Source organism: Agrobacterium sp. lyk4-40-TYG-31, assembly GCF_030209855.1.
GTDB classification, from domain to species: domain Bacteria; phylum Pseudomonadota; class Alphaproteobacteria; order Rhizobiales; family Rhizobiaceae; genus Agrobacterium; species Agrobacterium vaccinii.
Window position 1 is genome coordinate 1 of record NZ_JARVRE010000016.1, and the last position, 15,348, is coordinate 15,348.

Sequence of the window (15,348 nt, forward strand, 5' to 3'; positions counted from 1 at the left end):
GGCTGTTTCCGATGTGACGAGGAAGCCGTGGGCAAAACCCGCTGGCACCCATAGCCCGCTTTCGAAGGCCACTGTGTCCAGCGTGGATCGCGCCAGTCGATCCCTTCCAGGAGATAGCCGAGTTGCGCCGCCGACACTGCACGGCGGAGCCACTCTGACTGACGGGCCAGATAAACTTTCCCGCTTCCAGCCGCTTCAGGTAAAGCGACATGCCGACGCCGTCATGCCAAAGGACTTTGATCAAGTCACCCTTGCGACCGCGGAAGCAGAAGACCTCGCCGCCATGAGGGTCGCGGCCAAGCCCTTCTTGCACCTTCAACGCGAGGCTGTTCATGCCGCAGCGCATGTCCGTCACCCCGCCCGCAATCCACACCTTCACCCCGGGCGGAAAGGCGATCATGACGCATCCAGAACCGGCAACAGCCGAGCAAGGATAGTTGGATCAAGTGAGGTCGGGATCGTCAGCCGTCGACCGTTCGGTAAGCTGTGAGCGTCCGGCGAAAGCATTTTTCGGGTTTCGAGAGATGGAATCTAAAGGCCGCGCTTCATCTCATCGGCCATGATGCGGTCGATTATTTCAGGATGGCACTGTGTGTCGATGAGGAACTCGCGGATACCGCCGTCCCACGTCCTGATGTCGGCAAGTAGGCTTTGAAGTTCTTTGATGCCGTTCTCGGTCAGACCCTTCGTGCCATCTTCAGTGCCATCGCTGACGTAGACCAGTTCGCCTTCGGAGATGTTGTCCGAGTTGGCCGTCACTTCTTCGATCAGTTCGAGGTTCTCGCCGATCATGCCGGCGACTTGGTTGAGTGTGTAAATGAACCTCGAGCGTGCCATCAGGCAGCCTCGGACCGAGCGTTTGCCGGCGTCCAGTTCCAAGGCAGCAGATTTTCAAGTCGGTCTTTGGGGTGATCCTGAATGCGTGTCAGGACATCGGTCAAATAGGCTTCCGGATTGTGGCCGTGGAGCTTTGCGGTTTCGATGATGCTCAGGATATTTGCGATGCGTTCACCACCCTTGTCGGAGCCCGCAAACAACCAGTTTTTGCGGCCGATTTCCAGTGGTCGCATGGCACGCTCAGCTATGTTGTTGTCGATTTCAACCCGGCCGTCATCAAGATAGACGCTCAATGCTGCCCATCGTGACAGCGCATACCGCATCGCTTCCGCCAGCTTCTGTTTCTGTGGCAGTGTTGTCTGGACATCCTCGATCCACTCTTTCAGCTCGGCCAAGATGGGTTTGGCATGCTGCTGGCGCAAATCCCGCCTCGCGTCGGGCAACATGCCACGTATACGATCCTCGATATCGTAGAGAGCACCAATGCGCGACAGCGCTTCCTGCGCGATCGGTGATGGCTTGAGTTTGATCACGTCATGGAACTTGCGGCGCACATGCGCCATGCATGCAGCCTCGATGATCTGATTGCCATACAGCTTGTTGTAACCAGCATACCCGTCCGCGTGCATCACGCCACTGAAGTTGGAAAGATGTTCGGCCGGGTGCACCCCCTTGCGGTCAGGGCTGTAATAATAAGCGATCGCTCCGGGCCTGGGATCTTGATAGCCGCGCCCATCGAAGACGTAGACCCAGACCCTCCCGGTCCTGGTCTTTCCTCGTCCAGGGTCGAGAACATCGACCGGTGTGTCGTCGGTATGGATCCGATCGACGGCCGCGATATGCGCTCTGATCAGCAGGATCAGGGGGCCGAGCAATGCAGATGCACGCCCCATCCAGTCGGCCATCACGGAACGGGAGATATCGATCCCAAGCCGATCGTACATCTCCGACAGACGGTAAAGTGGGATGTGATCGTCGAATTTGGCGACCATGATATGGGCAAGCAATCCGGGACCGGGTTTGCCGCGCTCGATCGGCAGGGTCGGCATCTTGCCAGACACCGATGTGTCGCAGTCCTTGCAAACGAAGCGCTTTTCGACATGGCGAACAATCTTCACGGATGCCGGCACGTGCTCCATGACCTGGACCACCTTATCCGGTGCTTTCAGGAACGATGTCCCGCCGCAGGTCGGGCAATTGCACAGCGCCGGATAGATCCGCTCTTCTGTCGGCAGCCCATCCGGCAAGGGTTTGCGCTTTGGCTTTTCGCAGGCATCTTCCAGCTCCGGCAGAGGTGTCTTTCCAGAGCGAACCTCAGCCTCGGCGCGGGACGCTTCGATCTCCTCAAGCATCAGTTCGAATTGTTCGATCTTCCGGTCTATTTTCTCGGACGAGGCCCCATGCTGTCGATGGCGCAGCAACTCCAACTGCGCGCGCAAAATGTCGATTATGGAATCGCGTTTGGTGACTTCGGCGTCTTGTCGCTCGAGTTTCGCCGCCTGTTCAGCAACCAGTGCACGCAGTGCAGATAGCTCATCCTGACCCTGTGGCGGCGTTGTTTCCATACCCAAAAATGTAACTGATTTGCCCCTTTAGCGCCAGTATTTTACCCCTGACACCCTTGCAAAATAACACTTTCAGCCCGTGCGATGAGGCGCTGACGTCCATGTCGGTCGCCGCCAATCGATCCCCTCGACGAGCATCGACAACTGAGCCTGCGTCAGATGCACAACGCCATCTTTAGCCGCCGGCCATGGGAAGTATCCGCGTTCCAAAACCTTGTAAAACAGGCAAAACCCCTGACCGTCCCACCATAAGAGCTTGATCCGGTCGGCGCGCCTGCCGCGGAACCCGAAGATCGCGCCAGAACCAGGCGCTTGCCTGATCACTCCCTCGACCAGTGTAGACAATCCGTCGATACCACGACGCATGTCAGTCACTCCGCAGGCCAGATAAACCTGCACATTCCCTGACGGCCCGATCATGCCGCCTCCACGCAAGCGACGAGCGGGCCGAGCAGTTTCAACTCGACGTCAACAGGAACCTTCAAACTCCGACCGTTTCGAAGCAAGATCTCGACGATCGCTGGCCTCGCTGCCGTGGTAGACGCCTGACTTACGCCAATCTCCTCCATGATTTCCACTGGAAGGAACACCGTCGGTCGATCAACATAGTTGAACGACTTCCGCCACAAGCGTATCTGGCCAGGATGAACGTCATGCCGACGCGCCACGTCACCAATGCGAGCACCCGGCTCATCAGCTTCCGCCAGTATCCTCAGCTTCGCCTCGTCCGACCAGCGCCGTCTGCGCTCGGTACCGGACATGATCTCCATGCGGGCCATGAAACCTCTTTGCTCTGGTATTAATGTCAGCACTAGTGCTGGTTCTAATGCCAGAACATCGCCTGATTTTCCCGATCAGCAAAAACAGTTCACCGGACGCTCACGGTAAGCTGATCTCGATCGTCATGTCGTCTTCAGGCCGCCGCGGCGGGGCCATCTCGAAAGATGTCGACGGCGGCGAAATCGAAAGCGGTGCAAAGCTCGTTGCGGCGGAAGCGTTCAGAAGCCCGCTTCGGTATTCCCGACGCCAACGGGTCAACAGCGACCGTGACAACCCATAACGGCGAGCCGTCACCGAGCCTTGCCGAAAGCCTTGCAGGCTCTCCTCAACGATCCGAACCTTCTCTTCATCCGACCAATCCCGGCGACGACCAAAATGGTCGCCCGGTAACCTCAATGGGGGAAATGACTGTAGCGCATGATATAAGGAATGGACTTAAAGCTAATCAGCAAATCACGGCAGACGGCCTTCGGCGGAGGGTTACTTCCAATGCGATGTGCGATCGCTGAAACACTGGCACCCGGTTCCATCGCCTCTGCAACAGCATGTTCTTTAAATTCCTCCGACCAACGTCGGCGGAGCTGCCTTGGAGCGCCTTCCAAGCGCTCAGGGGCAGCCGCGATCATATGAAAGTTTCTGGTTCCAGAGCTAGGCGTAGAAATAGAAGCTCACAGTTTGTGAATCGTCTATCTGCAATACAGGCGCACGCTCGAACTACGCCAGACGGGGTCAGCTTGCCGCTTACAACGCAACAACACGCGCACGCAACTCAATCGGATGCGGCTTGCCCATGGCGATCCTCCATTCCATAGGCAAATGGAAATCACAAGTCAGCAAGTTTGGGAATCTGAATCAGGAAAACCACAACCTGCTTTAGGTCTGGCAGTCAGCAGGCTGTCATCGCAAGATGGCCTGCACCGTGGGCTTATGCGCCGTCGCCACTAGAGGCAACGCGGTATTGGATCGTGTGGTCGTCCCAGATAATTGCACTCTCGTTTTCCGGCGAATAGGAAATCAGTAGCGTTTTAAGAGTGCACTTCGGCGATCAGACAACGCACATTTTCGATAGTTGCTCGTCAAGCTCCTTAGGATCGACAATAATGTTGTCTAGATGAGACGGCAGGGCCTCCGAAGCCGTCTTGGACAGCATATATCGATAGGGGTGGTCAAAGGCCGAAGCCATGCAAAAATAGCAATTGTTTATTCTAGTATCACGTGGATGAATCTCTAAAATTTTAGCCCCAGGGCTCATGAACATCATATTTACTAATCCTGCCCCGTGTGGGCCAGCAATCATGGAGGACTCGCTAAAAAGGTGCACTTGCTCGGAGAAGGACATATTTTCACAATGTACAATTTCGAAACCATATCGCGCGAGGACGGGAGCTATCTCGGTTTCATTTACCACATTTCTGACTGACGCTTTGCTCCGACTGACATATATACGTCTTCCCGCTGAAACAGAGGATCCATAGTGGTCTCGGTATATCTTGCCCACCGAGCGGATCACGCTTTCATTGTAGTTACCAGACTCCGCCGAATAGGTAGGAAAATGAAAATTACTAAAAACAGCCGCGCCATTTTCAGGAATTATTTTGATTGATTTGAGCATAAATGGCTCAAGTGATTCTTTTATAGATTTTATTGAGTGATAATAAGATGGCAAAATAAGGTGAATTTCTGGATCTCGCTGCTTTGCCAGATGGAGACGAGGAATGGCATCGGTGAGCCAATGGTAGTAGTTCCTGCTCCAATTATCGGTGATCCATACACCCTTGTCGATTCTCTCCGCTGAGAGCCCGGCGAAAGCCCGTTTGGGAAGCATCCTCAATTGGCGCGATATGCTCGGCTGCCTCGTAACGACAAAACTATCTTTTACCAAAGTCAGCCTTTGGTAAATCCAGCCGTTCGCCAACGTGGTAATGTTCTCAAGCTCAAGTAATTGGCTTGGCTCCAGTTCTTTTCTCAAGGCTGGTTCAAACAAGTAGCGGTCTGCCGCATCTAAGTTCACAGGATGTGTTCGCAGTGCGACGGTGGCCGACGTGAGCGCAGTTATATCCTTTGCAAGAGACAAAGCAGAATCGAAAAGCATAGATATGTCCTATGATGGTTTATGGTAAATTGTCGGATTTTAGATGCAGAAGTGGTCGCCGGTAAAAACCTCTTTTTATTCATTCATAGTTCTTGTCAAAAAAGCTTACACCTGACGTAGGTGCACAGGGAAAATCTCACAGTCGCATGGTTTAAGCCGAAGCGCCAAAGTGGCAGGCATCTGGGTAGATTCAATCTCGTAACTTTTAGCGTTTACCGTAAATATCAAGCCTTTATGTGAGCCAGTTCAGCGAACCAATCCGATTGCTAACAGCAGTAATGCGCTACGTCTGACCATTCGACTTCAGCGACTAAGCTGTCAAGTTTCCATCAGGTAGACAATAGTTCTTCGAAGTATCTGATTGTCCTCTGCAGACCTTCGCGGAGTTCCACTGCAGGCTGCCAATCAAGTAATTCTTTAGCCTTTTGGATATCCGGTTGACGTCGCACCGGATCGTCTTGGGGCATAGGCTCGAAAATCAGCTTTGAGCGAGAGCCTGTCAGATCAATGACAAGATCAGCCAGGGCACGTATCGTAAATTCTTTTGGATTCCCGATATTAACCGGCCCTACGACCTCATCCCCGGTCCCCATCATTCTAATCATCGCCTCCACGAGATCGTCCCGATAGCAAAATGAGCGAGTTTGTTCGCCTTGCCCAAAGATGGTGATTGCCTGCCCAGTTAACGCTTGCACGATAAAGTTGGAAACTACTCGACCATCATCAGGATGCATCCGCGGCCCATAGGTATTGAAAATCCGCACAACTTTGGTTCTGAGCTTATGCTGGCGCCGATAGTCGAAGAAAAGAGTCTCTGCGCAACGCTTGCCTTCATCATAACATGATCTAATACCTATCGGATTAACATTGCCCCAATACTCCTCAACCTGAGGATGAGCTTTAGGGTCGCCATAGACCTCTGATGTCGACGCCTGTAGAATTTTAGCCCCGACACGCTTTGCTAAGCCCAGCATGTTTATGGCGCCATGCACAGAGGTCTTTGTTGTCTGTACCGGATCGTGCTGATAATGTACTGGAGAAGCAGGGCAAGCTAAGTTGTAAATCTCATCGACTTCGACGTAAAGTGGAAAGCATACATCATGGCGCATCAACTCAAACCTCGGATGACCGATCAAATGCTCTACATTTCGTCTAGTCCCAGTGTAGAAGTTGTCGACGCACAACACTTCGTCACCTCTTTCAAGTAGACGTTCAACCAGATGAGAACCCAGGAAACCCGCTCCACCAGTCACCAATATTCTAGCACTCAAAATTTGAATCCCTCGTTAGACGAGCACATCTAACGGAGAGGCTCTTCCGAGTCAAAGTCGCAAGTGAGCACGAGCGACCTCGAAACTGGTCCAGCAAATTATGGACTCATGCTCGCGACATGGTGACGCGCGGGAAGAATGCAAATCTAACATCTGATTCCGGCATGTAAAAACATAGGGGGTGCACAACATTTCTACGCCAGTGCGCACTCCAATTTTCCCGGATTGGTGCTCAGCTCGGCGGTGATGCCGCTGAGCCGTTCATAAGCGAAATGACACGTTTTCGGCGATCGCGCTATGTGTCCGGAACGCGTTATAACTTCGTCAAACGCCACTATCCGAACAGTTCTGCAGTATCAAAGGCATCGGCGGCGGTGTCCTTCTTTGAGACGATCGGCGACGCCGTTAGAGGCCATGCAATATTGAGCGTAGGGTCGTTCCAAATAACCGCACGCTCGTTTTCAGGCGAATAGAAATCGGTGGTCTTATAGAGAAACTGGGCTGTTTCCGATGTGACGAGGAAGCCGTGGGCAAAACCCGCTGGCACCCATAGCTGCCGTTTGTTTTCTGCTGAAAGAACCTGACCGATCCACCTGCCGAAGGTTGGAGACGAACGGCGAAGGTCGACCGCGACGTCGAAGACCTCGCCCTCGACCACCCGCACCAATTTTCCCTGAGGTTGACGGATTTGATAATGCAGTCCGCGAAGGACACCTCTGGCCGACAATGAATGATTGTCCTGGACGAAGCTCACTTCACGACCAACAGCCCGATTGAAATGAGCCTGATTGAAACTCTCGAAGAAGAAGCCCCTTTCGTCACCGAAAACTCTTGGCTCAAACAATAAGATATCGGGGATGTCAAGCGGAATAACGTTCAAAAACTGGTTCCTTCAGCCGCGATTCTCAGCAGATATTTTCCGTATCCACTCTTGGCGAGCGGCGCTGCAAGTCGTTCGAGATCGGCAGTTCCGATCCAGCCGTTGCGGAGCGCGATCTCCTCGGGGCACGAGACCTTTAGACCCTGACGGCGCTCCAACGTGGCAATGAATTGTCCGGCATCTAGCAACGAGTCATGCGTTCCTGTGTCGAGCCAGGCGTAGCCACGTCCCATGATCTCAACGGCCAAAGTGCCGTCATCCATATAGCGGCGATTGAGGTCGGTGATCTCCAACTCTCCTCTCGGCGACGGGTCCAGTTGTCTGGCGAATTCGGAAGCGCGTCCATCGTAGAAGTAAAGCCCTGTAACGGCATAGGTCGACTTGGGTCGTACAGGCTTCTCCTCAATGGAGATCGCTTTCATATTATTGTCGAACTCCACAACGCCGTAACGTTCAGGATCCTGCACATGGTAGGCGAATACAGTTGCGCCTTGATCGCGCGCCATCCCATCACGCAGCAGCACCGGAAGGTCATGCCCATAGAAGATGTTGTCGCCAAGCACCAGCGCTGACGGCGCGCCATCGAGAAATGCCTCTCCTATCAGGAATGCCTGCGCAAGGCCGTCTGGTGATTGCTGTATGGAATAGGTGAATTTGACTCCCCAGTCCTCTCCAGTGCCCAACAACTGCTTGAAGCGGGGAATATCTTGTGGTGTGGATATAATTAGGATGTCACGGATGCCAGCAAGCATTAGCGTGCTCAACGGGTAATAAATCATCGGCTTGTCGAACACCGGTAGCAGTTGCTTGCTAATCGCGAGTGTTGCCGGATGCAGCCGAGTGCCGGAGCCCCCTGCTAGAATAATGCCTTTTCTGTTCAACACTCCGGCTCCCGTCTTTGAAGTTGCTCCAGCGTGCGGTCAATATGCACCGTCCAGTCGGGCATTGAGAGGCCGAGGCTATGCTGCAGTTTGTCCGTATTAAGCCCGGAATTTCGTGGTCGCACAGCGGGCAACGGATATTCCGTCGTTAAGATTGGCTCTATTGTTTCCCTTGCGGCCTGAAGATCAATACCGAGTTCTGAAGCACGTTGAACAATATAACAAGCAAGGCCATGCCAACTGGTTCGACCCGCCGCGGCCAAGTGGTATATTCCATCCGGCAACAGGTTGCGACTATGGGCCGCCAGAGCCAACGCGGTCACATCCGCGACCAGTTCTGCTGATGTTGGTGCGCCAAACTGGTCGGCGACAACCCGAAGGCTCCGCTGTTCTTTCGCGAGCCGAAGTATGGTCTTGACGAAGTTCGTACCTTCCGCAGAGAAAATCCAACTTGTGCGGAACAACAAGAATCGACAACCGGATGCCTCGATCGCAAGTTCACCCTCCCGCTTCGTTTGACCGTACACGCTCAAGGGATTAGTCGCGTCCATCTCGAGGTAAGGTGTCTCCTGGCCGCCGTCGAAGACGTAGTCTGTCGAGTAGTGAACTAGTGTTGCCCCGCGCCGGTTGGCAAAGTCTGCAATAATTCCCACAGCTTCCGCATTCAAACGCTGCGCCCTATCATGGTCCGTTTCGGCGCGATCTACTTGAGTGTAGGCCGCAGCGTTAACGATGACATCAGGCTCATGTGCGCGCAATTCGGGCTCGATACGGTCGAGAGCCTCAAGGTCGAGTTTCTCGCGTCCAAGCGCAATAATGCGTCCAAACGGCAAGAGAGTCCTCCGCAACTCTCGAGCAACCTGGCCGTTTTTGCCCAGCAGAATAATCTTCATACGTAATGCTTCTCAACCCAATTGCGATAGCTACCGGAGGTGACGGCTTGGACCCACTCGGCATGCTCAAGATACCATCGTACCGTCTTGCGAATGCCGCTTTCGAAAGTCTCGGTTGGTCGCCAGCCAAGTTCTGCTTCTATCTTGCGAGCGTCGATCGCATAGCGCCGATCATGCCCTGGACGATCCGTCACGAAGCTAATCTGCCCGCGGTATGATACCCCATCAGCCTTTGGTGAAAGTTCGTCGAGAATGTCGCAAAGTGTGTGCACTACATCAAGATTGGCACGTTCGTTCCAGCCGCCAATGTTGTAGGTCTCGCCGGGCAAGCCTGCCTCAAGTACCTGCCGGATGGCGCTGCAATGGTCTTTCACGTAGAGCCAGTCGCGAATCTGTTGCCCATCGCCATAGATTGGGAGCGGGCGGCCCTCAAGCGCATTGTGGATGACAAGCGGGATGAGCTTTTCGGGGAAATGATAAGGACCGTAATTGTTGGAGCAGTTGGTAGTCAGAACCGGAAGCCCGTAGGTGTGGTGATAGGCCCGCACCAGATGATCACTGGCCGCCTTGCTGGCAGAATAGGGGCTGTTCGGCTGATATTGGGTCTGTTCGTTAAATGCCGGATCGGTTGGCCCAAGCGTTCCGAAGACTTCATCGGTGGAGATATGCAGGAATCGGAATGACGCACGATCGCCCAGTTTACTCCAGTATGCTCGGACCCCTTCGAGTAACCGGAATGTACCCATTATATTTGTCTGGATGAAATCTTCAGGACCATGAATGGAGCGGTCTACATGGCTCTCGGCGGCAAAGTTAATGATTGCCCGAGGCTCGTGTTTTTCAAGCAACCTGGCAACAAGAGTGGTGTCACCGATATCACCGCGAACGAATGTATATCGTGTATCGCTCTCAAGGGAAGCCAGATTGTGAATGTTGCCAGCATATGTCAATGCATCCAGATTGACCACCGGCTCGTCAACTGTGGCCAGCCAATCAAGAACGAAATTCGAGCCGATAAAGCCCGCACCACCAGTAACTAAGATCATTATTCAAGTACCGATCAATAAACGTCACAGGTCGATTATCAGAGTGGGACGATGGTCGCAAGCCGAGACCATAAATGCACATTGCCTGATACCCCTTTGGCAACTCATGTTGAATAGCTCCGCGTTTTGTAGACACCCTTGGGTTACGTTTTCTACTGCTTTTCGAACTCGACGGGCGATAGCATGCCGTTTCTGACATGTTTGCGCTTCGGGTTGTATCAAATGGCTGACTGACAATGTATCATGCTTCATTCCGTCAGACGCAAAATCGCTGCTGCGGGATATCGGCGTGGAGCCTTGCACGACTCCGGTCCGCAGCCCACAGTCAAACGGAATGGCCGAAGCCTTTGTAAAGACGTTCAAGCGCGATTGCGTCTTGGTCAATTCCATCCCGGACGCCAAAACCGCCATCGCCCAACTGCCATTGTGGTTCGAGCATTACAACACGCTTCACCCGCACAAAGCTTTAGGATATCGATCTCCCCGCGAGCTCTTAAACCGTCAAATAGAAATCTGATCCTGCCCGGATTTTACGGGCAACTCCAACTCACGTGACTTACTAACGAGCGGCCACCTATCAGGCTGTCTCAAGCACAGCTTTCAAATGCGCTGAATGTTTAATCGCCTTGCTCTTATTAAACGTCGCGACGTCACCGATCAGCCTCATGACTAGACGGTATGCTTTATTCAGTCGCTTAAACGGAATGCCGTGTTTGCGGCAGACATAGCGGTATGATTTCATAAAGTGGTACTCTTTGAAGAAATCTAACTTGGCACTGTGAGCTGTCGATTTCCCTAGCAAATGAGTGACTGCCGCATGATGAATGTATTTTACCTTGTGGCCTGATGCTAAAATTCTCAAACAAAGATCATCATCCTCAAAGTAGAGAAAAATCTTCTCGTCAAACCCATCAAGCAATTCGAAAACGGTCTTTCTAAATGCTAGGGCTGCTCCCGAGATCACGGTTATATCACTGTCTTGGTTAGGAATTCCACGATTATCCAGTTCCCCATGCCCCAGTTTATTATTCCTACGAAAGTACTGCCTGCCGTCTGCGTGTAGGATTTTCGGATTGAAGGCGCAAACTTCCGAGTATTGCGCAAAGGCTCTGGAAAGTTGGTCCAGACACCCTCCGCCCAACGTTGCATCTGGGTTAAGAAATAGCAGATGCTCGTGTCGGGCGTTTTTTGCTCCGACATTACAAGCCGAGCCAAAGCCGACGTTTTTCTCTAATTGAATAACCGTTGCATTCAGGGAGCTTGCTATCATTGCTGAATTATCGCTGCTTGCATTATCAACAACAATAACCTCATTGCCTAGAGGAATTGATTTTAATGAATCCGCGATTACGTCGGCACTGTTGTAGGTGACAATTATCACCGAAAATTCCGCAGCCATATACAGGGTCTTCCTTGTAATTTTTGAGCACTTGGTGCCGCTTTAGCGTCTACTTAGCACTTCTCCAACTTTCGCTAAGATTCGCCCTGACCACTCGTTGTCGTGTTTTGCAGGTGATCTACTGATGGCTATTATAGCTCATCTGGCTCTTACGACTGCCGGATATTGCTGGCAAGACGTGATGCAAATTAAAAGTCAATTTGCGCGTGTATTGCGAAACCACCGTTTGAGTGTTTTCAAAAACGACTTCTTTGATTTTTTCCCAACTGCAAACTGAGCCACACCTGTTTTATTGATATGCCTGATAGCAAGATGAAGAGCGTTCTTTGAGGATGCCATATCATCGTTCTCTGCATGATATGCTGCTAAAGTCAGTTGCGCTAAAGCCGTCATAAACAATTGTTTCTGCGGATTTTGCATCGACATCACCCCATTGGAGTGCATTCGGTAGTTCGCTCTTGGCAAATCCGCCATAAACCGACCTGAACCGTGGTAGCCCAGCATTCCCCAAACAGTCAGGTCTCCGATGGGAGAGCTTTTCAAAAACGAGGGTGGCGGTGCAGCCTTGAAGATGTTGCGAAAGCACGTTGTTAACGTGTTGATTGGGCTGCCAGCTTTTAGTTCTTCGGGGGTCAGATCGCGCTCATGGCCATTTTGGAACTCCTCAACAATACCATTCGCAGTAACGGCGCGCGTAGCGCCATATGCGATCGCTACGGATTGTTCAGCGTCGAGCAGCGCAACCTGTCGTGCCAGTTTGCTTGGGTCGCTCCAGTAGTCGTCTCCATCGCAAATCGCGATATATTCGCCTAGTGCTGCCGGAAATACGTATGAATAATAGGGGTTCACGCCTTTAGAGAACAGGTTCTCTTTACTTAAAAATGTACGAAAGATGGAGGGATATTGCTCGGAATACCTGCGAACTACCTCGTCTGTGCCATCCGTTGAGGCGTCGTCATAGATAATAATTTCTACGCGGAAGTCGCACTCTTGGTTTAAAAAGCCCTCAATACACGCCTCAATAAACCCCCGATGATTATAGGTGATGCTACAGATCGATAGGCGCACCGGTTCATCATCAAGAAAAACTTTATCTCTAAGCGCTCTCGTCATCAAGAAATACTCACCTTTTCAGTCAAACTTGGTAGCAGCTTTGTCTATCTTTGATCCTTTTCGTACGAATACCATTTCCAAAAGCCATAGAAACTTTCGTTGTGGGGTTCGATTGAGATCTGTGATATCAAACAGGCGATAGCCCAGTGTGTCCATCTTATTGACCACTGCCACAACGGTATTTGGATAGTCCTTGTTTGCTACGGAAGCCTCGACAAAAACTAGCTCTGATGTTCGTAGCGTTTCACTTCCTCCCTCCAATACTTGCAGATCAAGTCCTTCAGCATCGATCTTTACGATACTCGGCACACCAAAGGGATTTCCAGCCATTGCCGTGTCCAACCGGCAGATTTCAATATCTTTCCGATCGAATCCACGTGCCTTTGCATCTTCGGCTTCATAAACAAAGCTGCAAGAGTCATCACGATCATGGAATGTAAAGGGTAGCTTTCCATCAAAATTTCCAACTCCCTTATAGTGAATCTTTACATTTGGATTACGCTCTAAATCTTCCAAATATTGAGAAAGCCTAGATTGAGGCTCAAATAAGCTAATCTTGGCCTCAGGAAAAACTGACAAAGCAACACGGCTCCAGCCACCTTGATTGCCACCAATATCCACAATATGTTCAGGTGAAAATTCTATGCTTTTGATGGTCTCGAGCGTTTTTTTAACGGCAACATCTGGATGCTTAACCTCGCCAATCGCCCTTTTTTTCTTAAACAGAGAAAACATGCAGATTAGCTCCTTCCAAATAATTTCTGTTGAGTTGTCGACATGCTGTTAAACAATTCTGCCTCCTTGGTGAGGCACCCTCTTTGCCGCTCTTTTATCGGTTTTGCAGGGCATCCAACGGATATGCTCCAGGGCGGCAATCTGCCTTTCACCAATGCGCCACTTCCAACTGCAGCGCCTTCACTCAGAATAGAGCCCGGTAAGACAGTGCTTTGAGCTCCAATAATGCAGTGTCGTCCTATCTCTACCGTAGCGTTTTCCACCTTCTTGAATAGCTCTGGCACAGTCGGGTTTGTCATCGAAGCCCCTGAATAGTCGTCGCTTGATGAGTAGATGAGAACTTTTGATGACAGATTGCTGAAATCACCTAAAACAATCGGTGCCACACCAAAAATACCCGACGCTGTCGCTATATGGATGAAGTTACCTATCATCAAGTCGGAACACGACAGCACAACATAGGGGTCTATCCGTATATGTGAGCCAAAACGGATGTTGTCGAAGTTAACAATCACAGCGGTTGAATGAATAAGTATATTCCGCTCTTTCGCGTTCTCTATACCCAAATCTTCGAGCTCTTCCGGCGTGAGGAAGCCAGCGTTAAGGCTTCTCACAGTCGTTCGATGGCCTTTGCCATCTTTTGTCAGAGGCATTTTTTGATCTCTGAAATGAGTGCCATTTGCGCGTCTTTGGGCATATATGATCGAATAGGCAAAACCAGCACCCTTTCGGCCAGGCGTTGGGCATTGGGGCAAGCGCCCAAGCTTGGCATGCCGCGACATGCCCCGAGACTAGGGGCGTAGTATCGACGCAATTCGATGCCGCGATTATTAGCCGCTTCAACACATTTAAGCACATGACCCTCGCTGGGCAGGATAATTGGAAAGACTTGCCAGGGCGTGTTTTCGACGGCGGTGTGAAATATCGTGACCGGGCTGTCTTGTAGGTTCTCAATCCAACGCAACGCCATCTCTTGGCGTGCGACGACGCGATCGGCCATTCGATCTGCAACTGCCAAGCCAATGGCTGCATGAAATTCTGACATCTTGCCGTTTATCCCCCAGTAAGGCGGACACAATGCACCAGATCCCGTATGCGTTTGTATTCCAAAGTTCATTGCGGCACGCAACGATGCGGCCTTTGAAGTGGGTGCGAAGATGGCTGCCCCCTCACCAATTCCGAAAGGTTTGGTTGCATGTAGAGAGTATACCTCCCGCACAACACCACCTTCGCCATTAAATGACTTTCCGGCGCGGGTTACGCCAAGTCCTGCAGCGTTGTCGATAATCAGCAATTTTCCCAACTCGCTGCAAATCTTTTCATGCTCGTGAAAGTCGGTTGTAATGCCATAGGGTGCGAGGACAATGGCTGCTCGAGCGTTTGATTTCTTAAATGCCGCTTCCAGCATCTCGGGAGCGACGACGCCAGTCACGGGATCAACGTCAACGATAAACGGAGAGCAATTTGCGCCCAATATGGCGGCCGCAGTCGCTTGGAATGTGAACGCAGGGCAAATCACCTGTCCCGAAATAGCTTCAGCGATCAAGCAGGCGCTCAGTGCGGCAGTAGCATTCGTAGCGGAAACTACAGCTTCATCACTTGCAGCATATAATTGTTCAAGCCGGGCCTCAAATCGGGTGTTGACTGGGCCATAGTTCGTATACCAATTTTGCTCAATTGCAGGCCGCAGATAGGGCAACCAATCCGAGCTATCCGGCAACTCTGGTGCTACTGTTCTCGTGTTCATTCGTGAAACCATGGTATCTTGATCAACTGATGTAAAAAGCAGCAAGTGACAATATCTAGAGCTTTTGCCCGTACTGTTTATTATATACTCTTCTATAGCCCCGCACTGG

At 51.6% G+C, this 15,348-nt stretch carries 18 protein-coding genes and 1 pseudogene; 1 reads left to right on the forward strand and 18 read right to left on the reverse strand.

Features of this window, described 5'->3' with window-relative positions; genetic code table 11:
* The 13 genes from tnpB (QRN55_RS22235) to rfbB all read right to left on the reverse strand — a co-directional run.
* On the reverse strand, positions 1–400 hold a 400-nt coding region (gene tnpB / locus QRN55_RS22235; protein WP_350225197.1), incomplete at its 3' end, for an IS66 family insertion sequence element accessory protein TnpB.
* 131 nt (positions 401–531) lie between these two features.
* A complete protein-coding gene (locus QRN55_RS24455; RefSeq protein ID WP_350225198.1) occupies positions 532–837 on the reverse strand; it encodes a hypothetical protein in 306 nt (101 codons plus the stop codon).
* Positions 837–2,402 (reverse strand): IS66 family transposase, encoded by a 1,566-nt coding sequence (gene tnpC / locus QRN55_RS22245; protein ID WP_284778342.1) that lies wholly within the window; start codon positions 2,400–2,402, stop codon positions 837–839. Before tnpC ends, QRN55_RS24455 begins: the two co-directional genes overlap by 1 nt.
* Before the next feature lie 72 nt (positions 2,403–2,474).
* Positions 2,475–2,822 carry an IS66 family insertion sequence element accessory protein TnpB gene (gene tnpB / locus QRN55_RS22250; RefSeq protein ID WP_284778339.1) on the reverse strand — a complete coding sequence of 116 codons (348 nt, stop codon included), beginning with the start codon at positions 2,820–2,822 and terminating at the stop codon, positions 2,475–2,477.
* Positions 2,819–3,181, reverse strand: coding sequence for an IS66-like element accessory protein TnpA (gene tnpA, locus QRN55_RS22255; RefSeq protein WP_284778340.1), 363 nt, complete (start codon positions 3,179–3,181; stop codon positions 2,819–2,821). Before tnpA (QRN55_RS22255) ends, tnpB (QRN55_RS22250) begins: the two co-directional genes overlap by 4 nt.
* A gap of 100 nt (positions 3,182–3,281) precedes the next feature.
* Positions 3,282–3,578 (reverse strand): IS66-like element accessory protein TnpA, encoded by a 297-nt coding sequence (gene tnpA, locus QRN55_RS24535; protein ID WP_502871363.1) that lies wholly within the window; start codon positions 3,576–3,578, stop codon positions 3,282–3,284.
* On the reverse strand, positions 3,575–3,808 hold the full coding sequence (locus QRN55_RS22270; protein WP_277880498.1) for a transposase: 234 nt from the start codon (positions 3,806–3,808) through the stop codon (positions 3,575–3,577). The genes tnpA (QRN55_RS24535) and QRN55_RS22270 overlap by 4 nt, the downstream gene beginning before the upstream one ends.
* Before the next feature lie 419 nt (positions 3,809–4,227).
* Positions 4,228–5,274 carry a glycosyltransferase family 61 protein gene (locus tag QRN55_RS22275; RefSeq protein WP_233136719.1) on the reverse strand — a complete coding sequence of 349 codons (1,047 nt, stop codon included), beginning with the start codon at positions 5,272–5,274 and terminating at the stop codon, positions 4,228–4,230.
* 329 nt (positions 5,275–5,603) lie between these two features.
* Positions 5,604–6,548, reverse strand: a complete 945-nt coding sequence (locus QRN55_RS22280; RefSeq protein WP_233137758.1) for a UDP-glucuronic acid decarboxylase family protein — start codon at positions 6,546–6,548, stop codon at positions 5,604–5,606.
* A 331-nt stretch (positions 6,549–6,879) separates the two neighbouring features.
* Entirely contained in the window at positions 6,880–7,425 is a 546-nt protein-coding gene (gene rfbC, locus QRN55_RS22285) for a dTDP-4-dehydrorhamnose 3,5-epimerase (protein WP_233136718.1), read from the reverse strand.
* Positions 7,422–8,306 (reverse strand): glucose-1-phosphate thymidylyltransferase RfbA, encoded by an 885-nt coding sequence (gene rfbA / locus QRN55_RS22290; protein WP_233136717.1) that lies wholly within the window; start codon positions 8,304–8,306, stop codon positions 7,422–7,424. The genes rfbC and rfbA overlap by 4 nt, the downstream gene beginning before the upstream one ends.
* Entirely contained in the window at positions 8,303–9,199 is an 897-nt protein-coding gene (rfbD, locus tag QRN55_RS22295; RefSeq protein ID WP_233136716.1) for a dTDP-4-dehydrorhamnose reductase, read from the reverse strand. The genes rfbA and rfbD overlap by 4 nt, the downstream gene beginning before the upstream one ends.
* Positions 9,196–10,245, reverse strand: a complete 1,050-nt coding sequence (gene rfbB / locus QRN55_RS22300) for a dTDP-glucose 4,6-dehydratase (protein WP_233136715.1) — start codon at positions 10,243–10,245, stop codon at positions 9,196–9,198. The genes rfbD and rfbB overlap by 4 nt, the downstream gene beginning before the upstream one ends.
* Positions 10,246–10,462: 217 nt before the next feature.
* On the opposite strand from rfbB, the pseudogene QRN55_RS22305 reads away from it, so the two are divergent.
* Positions 10,463–10,762: pseudogene (locus QRN55_RS22305) on the forward strand (integrase core domain-containing protein); the annotation flags it as partial.
* Between the two features lie 60 nt (positions 10,763–10,822).
* On the opposite strand, the gene QRN55_RS22310 reads toward QRN55_RS22305, so the two are convergent.
* The 5 genes from QRN55_RS22310 to QRN55_RS22330 form a co-directional block, all read right to left on the reverse strand.
* Positions 10,823–11,644: a glycosyltransferase family 2 protein gene (locus QRN55_RS22310; RefSeq protein ID WP_233136714.1), complete on the reverse strand. Its 822-nt coding sequence runs from the start codon at positions 11,642–11,644 to the stop codon at positions 10,823–10,825.
* 195 nt (positions 11,645–11,839) lie between these two features.
* Positions 11,840–12,757 carry a glycosyltransferase family 2 protein gene (locus tag QRN55_RS22315; RefSeq protein ID WP_233136713.1) on the reverse strand — a complete coding sequence of 306 codons (918 nt, stop codon included), beginning with the start codon at positions 12,755–12,757 and terminating at the stop codon, positions 11,840–11,842.
* A gap of 18 nt (positions 12,758–12,775) precedes the next feature.
* Positions 12,776–13,492: an FkbM family methyltransferase gene (locus QRN55_RS22320; protein ID WP_233136712.1), complete on the reverse strand. Its 717-nt coding sequence runs from the start codon at positions 13,490–13,492 to the stop codon at positions 12,776–12,778.
* A 5-nt stretch (positions 13,493–13,497) separates the two neighbouring features.
* Positions 13,498–14,145, reverse strand: coding sequence for an acyltransferase (locus QRN55_RS22325; RefSeq protein WP_233136711.1), 648 nt, complete (start codon positions 14,143–14,145; stop codon positions 13,498–13,500).
* A complete protein-coding gene (locus tag QRN55_RS22330) occupies positions 14,136–15,284 on the reverse strand; it encodes a DegT/DnrJ/EryC1/StrS family aminotransferase (protein ID WP_233136710.1) in 1,149 nt (382 codons plus the stop codon). Before QRN55_RS22330 ends, QRN55_RS22325 begins: the two co-directional genes overlap by 10 nt.
* Positions 15,285–15,348: the final 64 nt, after the last annotated feature.